General features: G+C 67.4%; 18 protein-coding genes and 1 tRNA gene. 7 read left to right on the top strand and 12 right to left on the bottom strand.

Annotation, left to right across the window (positions count from 1 at the left end; all coding sequences use genetic code 11):
* Positions 1 to 57 precede the first annotated feature (57 nt).
* The 3 genes from FCF25_RS14045 to FCF25_RS14035 all read right to left on the bottom strand — a co-directional run bounded on the left by FCF25_RS14045 (position 58) and on the right by FCF25_RS14035 (position 2,126).
* A complete protein-coding gene (locus tag FCF25_RS14045; RefSeq protein WP_137049124.1) occupies positions 58 to 480 on the bottom strand; it encodes a CoA-binding protein in 423 nt (140 codons plus the stop codon).
* A gap of 54 nt (positions 481 to 534) precedes the next feature.
* Positions 535 to 1,137: a recombinase RecA gene (locus FCF25_RS14040; RefSeq protein WP_117591234.1), complete on the bottom strand. Its 603-nt coding sequence runs from the start codon at positions 1,135 to 1,137 to the stop codon at positions 535 to 537.
* A 137-nt stretch (positions 1,138 to 1,274) separates the two neighbouring features.
* Complete coding sequence (locus FCF25_RS14035; protein WP_137049123.1) at positions 1,275 to 2,126, bottom strand: geranylgeranylglycerol-phosphate geranylgeranyltransferase; 852 nt, start codon at positions 2,124 to 2,126, stop codon at positions 1,275 to 1,277.
* Between the two features lie 97 nt (positions 2,127 to 2,223).
* On the opposite strand from FCF25_RS14035, the gene FCF25_RS14030 reads away from it, so the two are divergent.
* Positions 2,224 to 2,298 (top strand) — tRNA-Arg (locus FCF25_RS14030).
* Positions 2,299 to 2,577: 279 nt separating this feature from the next.
* Here the strand turns inward: FCF25_RS14030 and FCF25_RS14025 are convergent.
* Complete coding sequence (locus FCF25_RS14025) at positions 2,578 to 3,180, bottom strand: LURP-one-related/scramblase family protein (protein ID WP_117591236.1); 603 nt, start codon at positions 3,178 to 3,180, stop codon at positions 2,578 to 2,580.
* A gap of 180 nt (positions 3,181 to 3,360) precedes the next feature.
* Positions 3,361 to 3,594: a hypothetical protein gene (locus FCF25_RS14020; RefSeq protein ID WP_137049122.1), complete on the bottom strand. Its 234-nt coding sequence runs from the start codon at positions 3,592 to 3,594 to the stop codon at positions 3,361 to 3,363.
* Positions 3,595 to 3,890: 296 nt separating this feature from the next.
* On the opposite strand from FCF25_RS14020, the gene FCF25_RS14015 reads away from it, so the two are divergent.
* The 3 genes from FCF25_RS14015 to FCF25_RS14005 all read left to right on the top strand — a co-directional run bounded on the left by FCF25_RS14015 (position 3,891) and on the right by FCF25_RS14005 (position 5,644).
* The gene (locus FCF25_RS14015) at positions 3,891 to 4,106 is read left to right on the top strand and encodes a hypothetical protein (RefSeq protein ID WP_174786384.1); all 216 of its coding nucleotides are present in this window, start codon (positions 3,891 to 3,893) and stop codon (positions 4,104 to 4,106) included.
* A 123-nt stretch (positions 4,107 to 4,229) separates the two neighbouring features.
* Entirely contained in the window at positions 4,230 to 5,210 is a 981-nt protein-coding gene (locus FCF25_RS14010) for an alpha/beta hydrolase (protein WP_137049121.1), read from the top strand.
* A gap of 56 nt (positions 5,211 to 5,266) precedes the next feature.
* The gene (locus FCF25_RS14005) at positions 5,267 to 5,644 is read left to right on the top strand and encodes a VOC family protein (RefSeq protein ID WP_137049120.1); all 378 of its coding nucleotides are present in this window, start codon (positions 5,267 to 5,269) and stop codon (positions 5,642 to 5,644) included.
* 28 nt (positions 5,645 to 5,672) lie between these two features.
* Here the strand turns inward: FCF25_RS14005 and FCF25_RS14000 are convergent, their stop codons facing one another.
* The 3 genes from FCF25_RS14000 to FCF25_RS13990 form a co-directional block, all read right to left on the bottom strand.
* Positions 5,673 to 6,056: a tautomerase gene (locus FCF25_RS14000; RefSeq protein ID WP_137049119.1), complete on the bottom strand. Its 384-nt coding sequence runs from the start codon at positions 6,054 to 6,056 to the stop codon at positions 5,673 to 5,675.
* Between the two features lie 54 nt (positions 6,057 to 6,110).
* On the bottom strand, positions 6,111 to 7,304 hold the full coding sequence (locus tag FCF25_RS13995; protein WP_137049118.1) for an MFS transporter: 1,194 nt from the start codon (positions 7,302 to 7,304) through the stop codon (positions 6,111 to 6,113).
* Between the two features lie 91 nt (positions 7,305 to 7,395).
* A complete protein-coding gene (locus FCF25_RS13990) occupies positions 7,396 to 8,460 on the bottom strand; it encodes an AIR synthase family protein (protein ID WP_137049117.1) in 1,065 nt (354 codons plus the stop codon).
* A 114-nt stretch (positions 8,461 to 8,574) separates the two neighbouring features.
* On the opposite strand from FCF25_RS13990, the gene kynU reads away from it, so the two are divergent.
* The gene (gene kynU / locus FCF25_RS13985; protein ID WP_137049116.1) at positions 8,575 to 9,852 is read left to right on the top strand and encodes a kynureninase; all 1,278 of its coding nucleotides are present in this window, start codon (positions 8,575 to 8,577) and stop codon (positions 9,850 to 9,852) included.
* A 43-nt stretch (positions 9,853 to 9,895) separates the two neighbouring features.
* Here the strand turns inward: kynU and FCF25_RS13980 are convergent, their stop codons facing one another.
* On the bottom strand, positions 9,896 to 10,603 hold the full coding sequence (locus tag FCF25_RS13980; RefSeq protein ID WP_137049115.1) for an HNH endonuclease: 708 nt from the start codon (positions 10,601 to 10,603) through the stop codon (positions 9,896 to 9,898).
* Between the two features lie 61 nt (positions 10,604 to 10,664).
* Complete coding sequence (locus tag FCF25_RS13975; protein ID WP_168191264.1) at positions 10,665 to 11,279, bottom strand: HD domain-containing protein; 615 nt, start codon at positions 11,277 to 11,279, stop codon at positions 10,665 to 10,667.
* Between the two features lie 100 nt (positions 11,280 to 11,379).
* Here FCF25_RS13975 and FCF25_RS13970 point away from each other — a divergent pair, with 100 nt between their 5' ends.
* Entirely contained in the window at positions 11,380 to 12,180 is an 801-nt protein-coding gene (locus tag FCF25_RS13970) for a BtpA/SgcQ family protein (RefSeq protein WP_137049113.1), read from the top strand.
* Positions 12,181 to 12,346: 166 nt separating this feature from the next.
* On the opposite strand, the gene FCF25_RS13965 is transcribed toward FCF25_RS13970, so the two are convergent.
* Positions 12,347 to 13,486, bottom strand: a complete 1,140-nt coding sequence (locus tag FCF25_RS13965) for an NAD(P)/FAD-dependent oxidoreductase (protein WP_137049112.1) — start codon at positions 13,484 to 13,486, stop codon at positions 12,347 to 12,349.
* Positions 13,487 to 13,942: 456 nt separating this feature from the next.
* Here FCF25_RS13965 and FCF25_RS13960 point away from each other — a divergent pair, with 456 nt between their 5' ends.
* Positions 13,943 to 14,077 carry a zinc-ribbon domain-containing protein gene (locus FCF25_RS13960; RefSeq protein ID WP_117591248.1) on the top strand — a complete coding sequence of 45 codons (135 nt, stop codon included), beginning with the start codon at positions 13,943 to 13,945 and terminating at the stop codon, positions 14,075 to 14,077.
* A gap of 196 nt (positions 14,078 to 14,273) precedes the next feature.
* Here FCF25_RS13960 and mvaD read toward each other — a convergent pair whose 3' ends face one another.
* On the bottom strand, positions 14,274 to 15,245 hold the full coding sequence (gene mvaD / locus FCF25_RS13955) for a phosphomevalonate decarboxylase MvaD (protein WP_137049111.1): 972 nt from the start codon (positions 15,243 to 15,245) through the stop codon (positions 14,274 to 14,276).
* Between the last annotated feature and the right edge of the window lie 61 nt (positions 15,246 to 15,306).

Raw genomic sequence — 15,306 nt, 5'->3', positions numbered from 1 at the left:
TAGCGTCGGCGGGAAGATGAGCGCGGTGGTTCCGCTTCCGTCGCCCGCGGCCCGCGTTTACGCCACCAGTCTGCCGTGTTCGACTTTCATACAGCGGTCTTGGGTGATTTCGAGCCCCGCCGATTCGGCGCGGGCGGCCGCCTCGTCGTCGGTGATACCGAGCTGCAGCCAGACGGCTTTCACGTCGCCGCGTTCCTCCTTGCGGGCGACGACGTCGTCGACGATACCCGCGACTTCCTCGCTCGGGCGGAACACGTCGACGAGGTCGACTTCCTCCTCGACGTCTGCCAGCGAGTCGTACGCCTCCCGGCCGAAAATCTCGTCGGCGTAGGGGTTGACCGGAATCACGTCGTAGCCGTGGTCCCGGAGGTACGCCGGGATGTCGTGGGCGTCTTTCCCGGGCGTCGACGAACACCCGACGACCGCGACGGTGTCGTGTTCGAGTAGCCTTCGCAGTCCCTCGTCGTCGGTGATGGGCATAGATAGACGGTTGCCGCCCTGCGAGCAAAAGCCTTGGCGCAGAGGAGACGCGATTCAGAGACGGAGCGTCGGCGGTGCGTCCTCGCTGGTGACGACGATGCCGTCGAACAACTGCTTGAGCGTGTTCAGCGTCCGGTCGTCGTGAACCGTCGAGTCGATGCAGAACAGCCCCAGACCGTCGACGCTCTGAATTCGCCCGGTGAAGACGTGCAGGAAGCGAAAGACGGTCTGGAGGTTCGAGTACATCAGGAGCGTCGAGAGCGAGTGGACGCCGATGCGGTTTCGCTCGACGTGCTGGTCGGCGTAGAACGTCTGGAGGAACTCGGAGAGCTTGATACCGATGCCCGTCATGTCGACGGGCGAAGAGGTGTACTTCACCCGGCCGTCGTCTCGGACGTCACCGACGCCGCGCTGCCGGGTGACACAGTCGACGACGGCGACGGGGCGGTCCTCGTAGACGGCTCTGTCGCCGAACTCATCGAGGACCCGCGCGGCGCTGTCTTTGGTGGTCACGAAGATGCTGCCGTCGCCGGCGTCTGCACCGGCGGCGAGGATATCTAGCGTGAGCGCGCGCTTCCCGGTGAGTGGCGGCCCCGTAACCAACAGGTTCGTCCCCGGGTCGACGGCCCCGTCGAGTGCCGGTGAGAGGTCATACATCCGCGCCGCTCACCACCGGACGTTCGAGTCGGGGGTCGCTGTCGGCAGGGCGCAACACCTCACCCGGAGTCATAAGATGGTGAGACCATATAGTGTGCCGATATTATTCTTTTTGATTGGAACCACCGCCCCGCCGTTCACAGCAGCGACCCGGTCGCTCGTCCGGCGATGAACGCGCCGGCGGCCAGAAACATCCCGAGTTTCAGCCGTCGCTGTCCGGCGCTGGGGTCGCGAAACGACTGGAGCGCGGCCCCGAGCATGAGCGCGTCGGCCGGGACCACGAGCACGAGATAGACGATTCCGAGCGTCCCGGAGACGTACGGAACGGGGCTGGCCAAGATGGCGAGCGCTATCGCCGCGACGCCGATCCACAGCGCGCGCCGCTCGCCGACGACGATGGGGAGCGTCCGGAGCCCCTGCTTTCGGTCGCCATCGACGTCTTCGACGTCCTTGACGACTTCGCGGGTGAACGTCGCAACCGCGGCGAGCAGAAACAACACGAGGGCGTCGGAGACCCATCCGACGGACGCCGCGCCGAACAGGAACGTGCTTCCGGTGAGGTACGCGACGACGGCGTTGCCGACGCCCGGAAGCCCCTTGAACAGTTTCGTGTACGCGACGAGCGCCAGTAAGTTCGTCACCGCGATGGCGATGGCGACGAACGGGAGCGCGGCGGTGGCGACGACGGCGGCCAGAAACAGTGCGAGGCTGAAGACGAGCGCACCCCGGGGCGACACCGCCCCGCGCGGAATCGCTCTGTCGGGGCGGTTGATGCGGTCGATTTCGCGGTCGAAGTAGTCGTTGACGGCGTTGCCCGCGGCGGTCGCGCAGGCCGTCGCCGCGACCGCAGCCAACGCCTCTCGCTGCCCGCCGAGTATCGCTTCCGGGGCGGCGACGAACACGCCGGTCACCGTCAGCAGGGCGGCCGCGACGGTGTTGCCCGGTCGGGTAAGGTCGAGCAAACCGCGGAGGCGCTCGCCGAGAGACATAGCATGGACTGTTACACCGGCGCTGATAAATCGCGCGAAGTGAGCGTGACGGCAAACCACGGCATTTAAACACTCCGCCGTATTCGAGTAGAGTGAAGGGCGCTTAGCTCAGTCTGGACAGAGTGCTTGGCTTCGGACCAAGTTGCCGTGGGTTCAAATCCTGCAGCGCCCATGGTTCTTCCGCGAACGAAGTACGCGGAGAAGCATCTACCGCGAAGGGTTTGAATCAGGGAGTGAGCGAAGCGAGCGGAACGACCGTGGTTCAAATCCTGCAGCGCCCATCCACCGTTTTACTTCGTCGGGTCCCGCGAAGCGGGACCGCTCCTCGCAAAAAGCTGGACCGAAAACGGCCGCTCGTTCGGCCTTCGGCCTCACTCGCGGGACGACATCTCGGCGCTGAGTCGATTCGTTCGACAGTCGAGCGTGCGACCGCGGCGTACGGGATGTCGACCTACTGGTTTTCGAGGGCGTCGAGGATGCACGCGGAGGCGACGACCGCCTCTTTCGGAACGTCGCTGGCGTCGTCGATACTGACCGTGTAGGCGTCTCGCAGCGAGAACTTCCCCTCGATATCGCCGACGTGGTCGCCATCAGCATCGAATATCTCGTACTTGTTCGGGACGAGATTCGCGACGGAGACGAGGTGCCGGAGCGCCGAGAGGGGCTTGCTCTTCGACCGAATAGTCGCCAGAGCCTCCCCCGTGTCGGGGTCGCGAACCGTCCAGTTCTCCACGAACAGCGAGAAGTCCTCGTCGAGGACGACGACTTCCTCGCCGGTGCCCGCGTCCGTGATGGCGTAGTTCCCCGCGATATCGATGATGCCGCCGGCCTTCACGGTGAACGCGTCTTCGCCGTCGCCGGTGACGAACGGGAACTCCTCTTTCATCTTGAACAGTTTCTGCTTCCCGCGCAGGACGACATCGCCGGCGCTGTCGCGGACGACGTACTTGTTCCGAATCACCGACTGCGTGACTTCGTAGTGGTCGTCGTCGAGTTCGACCGTGGAGATATCGTAACGGTTCGACGGCGAATCGGACGCGGAGGGCTCAGACATCGGTAACACGTGGACCACGTTCCGGGAAAAAACTTCTGTCGACGCTACCGGACCACTCGACGGCAGGTGCCCCTCGTTCTGCTGGACGACCGAGTCGGACAGAGGGTGAAACGGTCGGCGAGACACGGTTCGAGTGCGTGGTGAGGGTACGAGACCGAGTCGGGTCGGGACGTGCGCAACTCAACCCCGCGTCCGAGCGACGTACTGACCGAGAACGACCACGGAAAACACCAGCAGCACCACCGAAACGCCCCACAGCGTCGGATACTGCAACTGGTTGACGAGTAGTTCGTAGCCGGCGTAGCTCGCGAGAAGCGTACCGAGTAGCCACAGCGTCGCGCCGACGTACGGCGCGTCGACGGGACGAAAACCGGAGGCCGCGGCGAGCGTCTCCGTCGGGTCGGAGGCGGTCATCTGTCGTTTCCGACTCCGAGAGTGCCGGTGTAGCTCTTTCGGTGTCCCCGTACTCCATCCCGTCTGACAGTATTCGCCCCACGACTCTCCGTTAAGTTGCGCATACTATTGCCCGTCGGTCGTCTCCACCGACCGGGGAACACAACATGCCCCGAGCACGAAATAGCGGAGACGGACGGAACGACGCCCGTCAGTCCGGTACCGCAGACAACCAAGCAAACGCCGACAAAACGGCCGATGCTCGCGCGTCAGCGACTACGGAACGACGGACGGAGCGTCCGGGTGCGCTCGAGCGCATGTCGTCGTGGTTCGCGGAGGCGGCACTTCGGAGCGGCCTCGCGATTATCGGCTTCGTGCTACTGCTGTTCGCACTCGGACAGGCGGTCGGGTTCGACCTCTTGGGGGTCGTCGCCGACGCCTTGACGTCGCAGACCGGCCAGTGGCTCGTCGTTGCCCTGTTCGCGGTGTTCATCATCGCGGCGTCGGCGCAGCGCGGTCTCCCGAGCCGGTAACACTCCCTGTTTCGGCTTTTTCGCGGCGAGACGACCGGCGGGAGACGGGACTTCGTCGGTTCTGAGACCTCGACGACTAATTGACACCCTGACGACTAAGAGCGCCGCCCGTGAGCGCGAGATATGGGAGAACGGCGAGACGTGCGAGAGGCCCGACAGAGACGAGACGCACTCGACCCCCAGGTCGAAGCCGTCGTCGAGGATATCGAGCGACTGGGCGTCCCCCGGTGGCACGCGATGTCGGTTGACCGCGCCCGCCGCGTCGAAGACGACCTGTTCACGCCCGACGGACCGCCGAACGACGACGGCATCGAGTTCGTCCGCAACCTGGGATTCGACGGACCTGCCGGGGAGATTCCGGTGCGCATCTACCGACCCGAGGGCGAGGGACCGTTTCCGACGCTCGTCTACTACCACGGCGGCGGGTGGACGCTCGGGACGCTGGACTCCATCGACGGCGTCTGTCGGGCGATCGCCCGGCGGGCGAACTGCGTCGTCGTCTCCGTCGACTACCGCCTCGCGCCGGAACACCCGTTCCCCGCGGCCGTCGACGACGCCTACGCCGCCGTCGAGTGGGTCACCGCCCACGCGGGGACGTTCGGCGGCGACCCCGACCGACTGGGCGTCGCCGGAACCAGCGCGGGCGGCAACTTGGCGGCGGTGACGACGCTGCGCGCCCGGGAGTTCGACGGACCCGAAATCGGCCACCAGACGCTCCTGTACCCGATGATATCGCGAGCGTTCGACCGCGGCTCCTACGCGGAGAACGCCGACGGGTATCTGCTCTCTACGCGGGACGTTCGCTGGTTCTGGGAACAGTACCTCCGAAGTCCGGTCGACGCGCACAACCCCTTCGCCGCACCGATTCGCGCCGCCGACCTCTCGGACCTGCCGCCCGCGACGGTCGTCACCGCCGGCTTCGACCCGCTGCGAGACGAGGGGGTCGCCTACGCCGACCGGCTCTCGGCGGCCGATGTCGACGTCGAACACCGCCACTACCCCGGGATGGTCCACGGGTTTCTCAGTCTGACCGACGACGTCGACGTCGCCGACGAAGCGATGACCGCGGTAGCGAGAGACGTTCGGCGGGCGCTCGGTCAGTAGCCCGGAATCGTCCCGGTAGCGACAGCGTTTATGTAATCGGCGCAGAGCGGGCTACTGTGACGAACGACGTTATCCACACGGCGCTTCGGGTCTCGGACATCGACGCGACGCTCGACTTCTACGTCGACGGCCTCGGTCTCGAACTGAACTGGGAGTTCACCAGCGACGGCGTTCGGAACGTCTACGTCGGCGGCGACGACGGCGAGTTCCAGTTCAAGTACGACCCCGACAGTGACGAGTCGGTCGGTCCCGCCGGCGGCTTCGACCACCTCGCCGTCGGCGTCGACAGCACCGACGAGACGTTCGAGCGTCTCGTCGACCACAGCGACCCGTCGGTCGTGACCGAACCGACGACGATGGAGGAGATCGGCCGCCGCGTCGCCTTCGTCGAGGACCCCGACGGCTACGTCGTCGAACTCGTCGAGCGGGTCTGAGCGGCGGTCGCCTCGCCGCTGCCCCTCGCTACTGCTCCTCCTCGGGCGACCACTCGCCGCCGACGCGGTCGGCACCCATCAGGTCGTGGCCCTCGTGTTCGGTGAAGACCACCTTCGCGTTCGGACGCGGAACGCCCCACGCCGCCTCCAGCCAGTCGACGACCGCGAGCGCGAACGCCCGACGGCGCTCGAACGAGCGACCGCGTCGGATGTCCGCGTTCAACACCGCTATCGGCCCGTCGACCGCGCGACCGAGTGACATCGCCGTCGGCGGGTGTTCCCTGACGACGACGGCGACGTGGCCGGCGGTCGTCGACATCTTCTCGGCGTACAGTTCCGTCAGCGACTCCGTGCAGGCGCGTCGTTCGTCGTCGGCCGGTTCGTACGTGGTGTCGAGTGCGAGAGACGGCATCGACGGTCCGTCACGCTCCGCCCGAATAACGCTTCTGCGGGTCGAGGTAGAGACTCAGTCCGCGGCGGCGGCGGCGACGTCCGCCGGCGGTTCGGTCCGGATGACCTGCACGACGAACACGGTCGCCGCGAGCGCGAGCGCCGCGAGCATGAGCCAACTCGCCCGGTAGCCGAACGTGTCGGCGAGGTAGCCGAACGCCGGCGGCGCGACGAGCGCGCCGGAGGTCAGTGCCAGCTGTCCGCCGCCGGTCGCTCCGCCCATCTCTTCGGCGGAGACGACCGTCGCCATGCAGGAGTAGTAGACGCCGGTGAAGCCGAGCACGAAGAAGCCGAGAACGACGAACGCGACGGCGGCGGCGGCCGTCGTGTCGACGAAGGCGACGACGACGAACAGCGCGGCGCTCCCCACCGTCTGGACGAGCAGAATTTTAGCGATGCGCCGCCGGGGGTCGCCCGAGAGCGCGTCGCTCAGCCACCCCGTGACGACGCGCCCGACGCTGCCGGAGACCTGTAACGCCGCGAGAACGAGACCGCCGAGAGCGATGGACGCCCCGATGGACTCCTCGACGTAGAGAATCGTGTACCCGGTCGTCGTGAACAGTCCCGCGCCGAGGAACGCGCCCGCTACCGTCAGCGAACGGTACGGTCGGTTGCGGAGTAGTCGACGGAAACTCGGAAACTCGGCGTCACCGCCGGTGTCGGCACCCCGGTAGACGAACCAGAAGAGCGCGGCGACGAGCAGGCCACCGCCGGCCGCGATATAGAACCCGGCCTCCCAGAAGAGCACGCCCGCGATACCCGTGACGAGTAGCGCGCTGACGCCGCTTCCGGCGGTCACGCCGACCTGCTTGACGCCGACGGCGAGGTTCTGTCTGCCGGTCGGAACGCTGTCGAATATCGCCTTGTTCGTCCCCGGCATCGCCGTCCCGTACAGCGACCCGAGCAGGAACGCGCCGACGAGCAGCGTCGCGTACGACCACGCGCCGGCGACGAGCAGCGCCCCCACTGAGAGGCCGAGGAGGCCGACCGTCAGCGTTCGACGCTCGCCGACGCGGTCGGTGAGCGCGCCGAGCGGGAGCAGAAACACCGCGTAGCCGAGCGTCAGCGACGTCACGACGAGGCCGACGGCCGTCCCCGAGAGGCCGAACTGGTCGCGGAAAAAGGGCGTCGCCGCGAAGACGGCGTAGTAGCAGACGCTCGCCGCTAGCTGCCAGAGGAAGACGAGCGAGACGACGCGGCGAACATCCATTTGGTCTCCGGAGATTCGGCGGCGAACTATAACGGTGGGTGTCGCGGCAACCGTCCGCCGCGTGTCGCCGCGCACCGTCACGTCTCTCACCTCAGTCGGACTCGCCTTCGGCGAACGCCTCGTACACCGCCCACGAGGGGTCGACCCGCGGGTGTTCGACCCGCTCGCCGTCGAGGTAGACACCCTCACCCGCCGACACCGTTCCGGCGACGCCGACGGGCGTTCCCCGCGCTTGGAGCGCCGAAACCACGTCGTCGACGGCGGACTCCGCGACGGTCACGACGAGCGTCCCCGAACTCGTCGCGTGCCACGGGTCGATGTCGAGATACTCGCAGGTCTCGGCGACGCCCGGCCGCAGCGGTACCGCGTCGCGCTCGACGTCGAGACGGACGCCGGCGCTCCCGGCGACTTCGCACAGCGCGCCCTGGAGGCCGCCCTCCGTCGCGTCGTGCATCGCGGTTACGCCGCCCACGTCGGTCGCGTCGCCGCTGTCGTCACCCGCGCCGCTCGCGTCGACTGCGTCGACGATAGCACGCGTGTCGCGCACCGTCCGCGTCTCGTCGAGCCGATTTCGGGCCTCGTCGAGCGTCTCCTCGGGCAGCGCCATCCGGTCGCCGAACAGCGTCGTGAGCAGTCCCGTCGCCTCCACGGCCGGCCCTTTCGTGACGAGTACGACGTCGCCGGGACGCGCGCCGTCGGGGCGAACGACGTCGTCGTGGTCGCCGACGGCCAGCGCCGTCGCCGCACCGACCCACGGGAACGAACACCCGGTGTAGCGGGCGGTGTGGCCCGTGACGATGCCGATTCCCAACTTCTCGGCCTCGTCGTCGATGGCGGCCCAGAGTTCGGCGAACTCCCGGTCGGACATCTCGGGCGGGAGCGAGAAACTGATGGCGAGGTGCGACGGCGCGAGCCCCGACACGGCAACGTCCGAGAGCACGATGTGGAGCGCGAACCGTCCGGCGCGCTCGAAGCCGAGGTCGGGGAGCACGGAGAGGGGGTCGGTGGCGAGGACGACGGCGGTGCCGTCGACGTCGAGCATCCCGAAGTCGACGCCGTGTTTCGGCCCGAGCGCGACGTCGTCGCGGGTCGCCCCGAGTCGGGGGTACAGGAACTCGTCGAAGAACTCCGGGTCTATCTTCCCGAGGTCGGACATACCGGGCGTGCGAACGCCGCGAGTAAAACTAATCCGATGCCGTCACCGGTTCGCCGCGGCCGTCCGGCTTTCCGCATCGGCCATCTCTATAGTCACTGACACACAGGTTCGTCCATGACCGACTTCCCGCCCCGCCGGACGGCCCGCGAGTTAGACCGCGACGACCCCCTCTCGCGGTTCGCCGACCGCTTCGAGATTCCCGACGGCCAGTACATGGACGGCAACTCGCTCGGTCCCATCTCCGAGGACGCCGAACGCAGCCTCGACCGCGTCGTCGACGAGTGGCGCGAACTCGGCATCCGCGGGTGGACCGACCCCGACGAACCGTGGTTCACCTACGCCGAGCGACTCGGGTCGATGACCGCGCCGCTCGTCGGCGCCGACGAGGCGGAAGTCGTCGTCGCGAACTCGACCACCGTCAATATCCACACGCTGGTCGGCACCTTCCTCGACGTCGTCGACTCGCCGACGGTGCTCGTGAACGACCTCGACTTCCCGACCGACCACTACGCGATTCGCGCGCAGGTGCGTCAGCGCGGCTACGACCCCGACGAGCACCTCATCGCCGTCGAGAGCCGGGACGGCCGAACAATCGAGGAAGACGACGTCGTCGCCGCGATGGACGAACACGACCCGGGTATCGTCTTCCTGCCGTCGGTGCTCTACCGAAGCGGTCAACTGCTCGACGTAGCGCGAATCACCGAGGCCGCTCACGACCGGGGTATTCTCGCCGGTTTCGACCTCGCGCACTCGGTCGGTGCCGTCGACCACGACCTCTCGGGCGTCGGCGTCGACTTCGCGGTCTGGTGCGGCTACAAGTACCTCAACGGCGGTCCCGGCGCTATCGCGGGGCTGTACGTCAACCGCGAGCACTTCGGCGAAACGCCCGCCCTCGCCGGGTGGTGGGGTCACGACAAGGAGACGCAGTTCGATATGAACCTCACGTTCACGCCCGCCGCAGACGCCGGCGCGTGGCAGATCGGGACGGTGCCGATGCTCAGCGCCGCGCCGTTGGAGGGTTCGCTCCGGATGTTCGAAGAGGCAGGTATCGAGACCGTCCGCGAGAAGTCGGTCTCGCTGACGACCCACCTCGTCGATCTCGTCGACGCGCTCTCGGAGGCGGGCTACGACTGCGACGTCGGCACTCCCCGAGACCCCGACCGCCGCGGCGGCCACGTCGCCGTTGAACACCCCGAAGCGTATCGGGTGAGCCTCGCGCTCAAAGAGCGGGGCGTCGTCGTCGACTACCGGCCGCCGAACGTCGTCCGAATCTGCCCCGCGCCGCTGTACAACAGCCACGAGGACGTCTGGGAAGTCGCCGACGAACTCCGAACGATTCTGGACGAAGCGGCGTACGAGCAGTTCGACCGACAGGACGGCGGCGTGACGTAGCCCTGTCGGTCGAACCCGATTCGACTGTGACGGGCGCCGACCGCTACCACCAATCGAGCGTCTCGTTGTGTTCGGTGAGGTGAGCCGCCGAGAGCCCTGCCGACTCCGGCACGTCGACTCGTTCGCCGTCTCTGTCCACGAGCGTTCGCCGGAGAACGTCGCTCTCGCTGGTGAAGTTCGGCGCGACGTGGAGTCGGTAGTCGCCGTTGAGGGTGAACAGTCCGGCGTCGAAGGCGGCGTGGTGCGTCTTGCTCAGGAGCAACGTGTTCTCGGGGTCGGTCCGAACCGATTCGTAGTCGCTCCACGGGAGGACGTGTGCGACATCGAGAAGCGCCGGCCGGTCGACGCCGGAGACGGGACACCGCTCCGCGTATCGTTCGAGAATTGCCTCGCGGAACGCGGCCGGCATCGAGCGTGCGCCGACGGTCGTCCGGTACGTTCGTGCCTCGTACGCCGGAAACTCGGCGTCGACGCCGTCGCTCGGCTCGGGGGTCGAAGCGGTCTCTTCCGCCGCCCTGCCGAGGTCGGCGACTCGGTAGACTCCGGGGGTTAGAAAGTCGACCTCCCCTCGGTCTCGCAGCTCTTGCATCACGCGGCTGAGCGTCTGTCCGGGCGTCGCGGCATCGGGGAACTCCGCTCGAAGAACGGGGAGCGATTGGTCAAGCAGGTCCTGCCGCGAGACGACGTCGGTTCCCGTCTGGTCGCGGTATCTGCGAAGCTCTCGTCGGACGACGCGTCTCCATCGGGACACGTCCGACCCCGACGGATCCCCGGATCTTGATCGTATCGGCTTCGCCGCCCCGTCCGCCGAATCAGAACGTCGCTTCCGGAATCGACGGATACAGCGACCGAATCTTCTCGTGCGGTTGGTACACCCCGACGGTGGTGTTCTTCGTCGACGCGGTCATGTCCGCGAGGTGGACGAGTCGCTGCAGCGGCGTCTCCGGTTCGGGGCCGTCGTACCACGGGCCCATGTGTCGCTCGACGGCGTCGGCGACGCGCGGGTCCAACTCCGTCTCGGCTCGGAGCAGATCGGCCGCCTGCACGTCGTGGTCGCGGTCGGCGCGGTCGCCTTCCTCGTACGTCTCGCCGTACTTCTTCACGTCGTGGAGCAGGCAGGCGACGCGACCGAGGTCCCGCTCGAATTCGCTGACGAGTCCCTGTTCGAGATACGAGTCGACGAGGCGCTCGTACGCGGCGAACACCATCTTCGTGTGGATCCAAAGGCCGCGCTCGCCGCAGCAGTAGAGGTTGTGGTGGGCGTGGCTGGAGGCGGCGGGCGCGGTCCAGAAGTAGTCCTCGTGACCCTCGAAGAAGGCGGCGGCGGCCTCGCGCATCAACTCCGTGTCGTCGACGAGCGCGAGTTCCGGCAGTCGCTCGCAGACCGCGGTGAACGCGTTCTCCTCGAATCGAATCGTCTCGGCCATCGGACAGTCGTCTCTCGAAGCGCGAATTATACGCGTCGGTTCGACCCGACCGGCGGCCGGAACTCGCCGCCTCTTTGAGGCCGCCCGTCGAGCGACGCGTATGAACGACTTCCTCGCGCTCGACGCGCCGATAATCGGCATGGTTCACCTCCCGGCACTCCCCGGAGCGCCCGAGTTTGCGGGCGACCGCGACGCACTCCGAGAACGAGCGCTGTCCGACGCGACGGCGCTCGAATCCGGTGGCGTCGACGCCGTCATGGTGGAGAACTTCGGCGACGTTCCCTTCTATCCCGACGGCGTGCCGAAGCACACCGTCGCGTCGATGACGGCGCTCGTCGGCGCGGTCTCCGAGGCGGTGTCGGTCCCCGTCGGCGTCAACGTCCTCCGCAACGACGCGGAAGCGGCGCTGTCGGTGGCGGCCGCGACCGGTGCGTCGTTCGTCCGCGTGAACGTCCATACCGGTGCGCGGGTGACCGACCAGGGCGTCGTCACCGGTCGGGCCCACGAGACGGTGCGCCTCCGCGAGCGACTTGACGCCGACGTGGCGGTTCTCGCCGACGTCGACGTCAAGCACTCCGCACCGGTGACTCCGAGGGAGACGGACGAAGTCGTCGCCGAAACGCTCGAACGCGGCCTCGCCGACGGCGTCGTCGTCTCCGGCGTCGGCACTGGCGAAGCGGTCGACCGCGAGGGCCTCCGCGACGTGGTGGCTCGTCGCGACGAGCTCGGTCTCGACGCGCCGGTCGTCGTCGGGAGCGGAACGACCGTCGAGAGCGTGGCCGACCTGCTCGCCGTCGCCGACGGGGCCATCGTCGGGACGGCGCTCAAGTCGGGCGAAGAGACGACGAATCCGGTGGACGAGAGCCGAGTCCGAGAGCTGGTCGAGGCGGGACAGTCGTAACTCGGCGCTTCGAGCGAGTGGGCGAACAGGCGGCCGTTCGAGCGGTCGACGACCCGCCGGCGGGTGGCCGCACACCCGCTCACCGCCGACGGCCGGTAGTCACGTCACCCGACGAAGTGGTCCCGGCATCGGGTATGAACTTTCGCCGACCGGGTCGGTTCCGGGTTTACGCGTCCAGTTCTTCTTCGACCAGTTCGGCCGCTTTCTCGACCGCCTTCACCGAACTCAGATAGCCGGCTCCGACGGTCGTCTTCATCGCTTTCGCCGCCGCCCCGGTGACGACCGTCGGTCCGACCTGCGCCACCGCGCCGTCGCCGACGGAGACGATCCACCCCGGCACCTCGAAGCGGTACGGTTTCAGTCGCGGGGCGAAGTCGGCGCCGTCGCCGTCGAGTTCGTGAGTCACGAGTTCCGCCATATTTCGAGCGGCCGCTCCGGCTTCTCGAATCGCCGCGGAGGCGCTGGCGGGGACGGCCTCGCCGTCGGCGTCGACGGCGCGGGCGGCGTCGCCGACGACGAACGTGCTCTCGGTGAGCCGGAGGTCGTTGCGGACGACCGGACGCTCGCCGCCCATCGCGTCCGCGCCGCGGATGCCGCCCGTCCAGACGAACAGGTCGTACGGCTGGGCACCTGCGGCGAGTTCGATACTGTCGGCGTCCGCCCGCTGAACCGGCGTGTCGGTCCGTATCTCCACACCGCGGGCTTCCAGTTCGTCGTGAACCGCCTGCTGGAAGTTCTCCGGGAAGTTCGGCGCGACGCTGTCGAACTGTTCGAGGAGGACGACGTCGACGCGGTCGGTCGCGTCGCGTTCGCCCGCGAGGGCGGCGAGTTCGCCCGCCGTCTGCACTCCCGACAGCCCCGCCCCGCCGACGACGACGGTGCCACCGGCCTCGCAGACGTCGAGGAACCGCGTGCGAATCGCCTCGGCGTGGCGGACGCGCTTCAGCGGCAGCCCGTGTTCTTCGACGCCCGGCAGGTCGTAGAAGTTCGTCTCCGACCCGAGACAGACCGCTCCGAAGTCGTAGTCGAGCTCCGTCCCGTCGGCGAGTTCGGCGAGGCCCGCCTCGGCGTCGACGTGCTCGACGCGCTCGGTGACTATCTCGGCGCGGTCGAGAGCGTCGTCCAGCGGGAGGGTGATGGCGTCGGCGACGCTCGGGCGGCGAATCACGCGGTGGACCTCGTGTTGGACCAGGTGCGTCGGCGACTCGTCGACGACGACGATGTCGACGGCCGCGGGGAGTCGACGTTCGAGACGCTGCGCGAGGACGAGACCCGCGTAACCGGCACCGAGTACGGCAACTCTCATACTCGGCGGTTGGGACCACGAAGCAAAGAGGATGTGGGCCCCTCGTGACCGTCCCCGGCGTCGAGTCGTTCGATGCAATCCGTGTACTGTTGTAATCTACACACGTTATCTCCGTGCGTGCCGTTACCACACCTTGGGGAGTGCCTATGGCCGACCGACAGTACACACACGTTTGTCGACACTGCGGTGTCGTGATGGCGACTTCGTCGCCCACCCCGCCGCGACGTTGCGCCGTCTGCGAGGACTCGAACTTCTCGACGCTCGCGACGGCAACGATATAGCGGTGCATCGACCGACCCGCTCGAACCCTCTCTCCTCGCTCTCCTTCCGTACCTCTCACTTCTCGTGTCGGCCCCGCCGTTCCGACGCTACGTTCGGCCGTTTCCTACAGCAGTTTCGGACAGTCACGTTCTTCAACCAACTATTATTTGCCCCTCGTCACGGTAACGTGAGACAATGATCGTCAGATGTGCCGAGTGCAAGAACCGCTTCGAGGTACCCGAGTACGTTCGCGCGAACGTCCAGTGTCCGAAATGCAACCACTACTTCCGACCCGGTCGGTTGACTCGTCGCCGCGAACGGTTCGTCTGACCGACGCCGCCCGCGCACAGATGAACGGACTACCGACCGATACTGGCGCACTCCTGCACGTCTCGTCTCTCCACTCTCGTCTCTCCCGCCCCTCGACCGACACACGTCTGTTCTCTCGCCTCTCCCGCCCCTCAGCCGACAAGCTCCAGTAGCAGAGTCGTCCGATAAAGACCACTCCGACTTAGCGGCTCTCGGCTCAGAACAGCGCGTCGGACTCGGGGAGAATCTCGGCGGGGCCGCCGACTTCCCACACCATCGTCTCGACGCCGCAGTCCGAAATCGCCCGCTCGACCTCGTCGACGTACTCTGCTTTCGTGTTGACGTAGACGCTCGCGCCGGTGTCCGTCGAGAAGTACACCGGAACGCCCTCGTCGCGGAGGTCGCGGACGGCGTTGAAGATGGCGATGGTCTCCGGTTGCCAGTACACCCACCCGGAGGGACCCGTCATCGTCGTCGCCGTCAGCGACAGCGAGTCGTGCTCGGCGAGTTCGAACGCGCGGTCGAACTCCGCGTTGCGGAGCGCGTCGCGCATCTCGGCGATCTGGCCGTGGATGTGGGCCATCCGCGCCTGGAACATGTGGCTCTCGGCGGCCTCCTCGTGGGCCTGTTCGGTCTCCTTGTACGCCGGCACGAGTCCCGCGACGATGCGGAGTTCGTCTTCCAGCTCCGTGTCGATACGCCGGGAGAGGCAGTCGTCGTCGTTCAGTCCCGTGTACAGGTGCGAGAACGCGCCCGTGACGGCGCGGGCGGCCGAGGAGGAGCCGCGGCGGGCGATGGTCGATATCTCGGGGCGCGTCAGGTCGAGTCCGGCGGCCTCAGACAGCGCCATCGCCGCGGCGGCGAAGCCCGAAGAGGAGGAACCGAAGCCCACGTTCGCGGGGAAGTTGTTCTCGCTCTCGAAGCGGACGGCGTGGTCGACGTCCGCGAGGTCGCGGACGTGGTCGACGACGGCCTGGATACGCTCGGCACCGCGGCCCTCGACTTCCTCGCCGTCGATGAGGAACGCGTCTTCGTCGGCGTCGGGGTCGAACTCGACGGTCGTCGTCGTGTTCGAGGGGGCGGTGCAGACGCTGATGCTGTCGTGGTACGGCAGTCGAAGTTCCGGGTCGCGCATCCCGTGGTACTTCACGAGGCCCTGAATCGGGTGTGCTCGCGCGGTGGCTTTCATGCCAGAAGGCGTGCGCGACTCCGGGTTAAACGTCCCGGAAGTCCGCTGCGTTCGACGCCCC

The organism is Haloprofundus sp. MHR1 (assembly GCF_005155585.1).
In the GTDB taxonomy this organism is placed as follows: Archaea; Halobacteriota; Halobacteria; order Halobacteriales; family Haloferacaceae; genus Haloprofundus; species Haloprofundus halophilus.
Note: the sequence above shows the minus strand (reverse complement) of the source record. Positions and strands in the feature narration are given on the sequence as shown.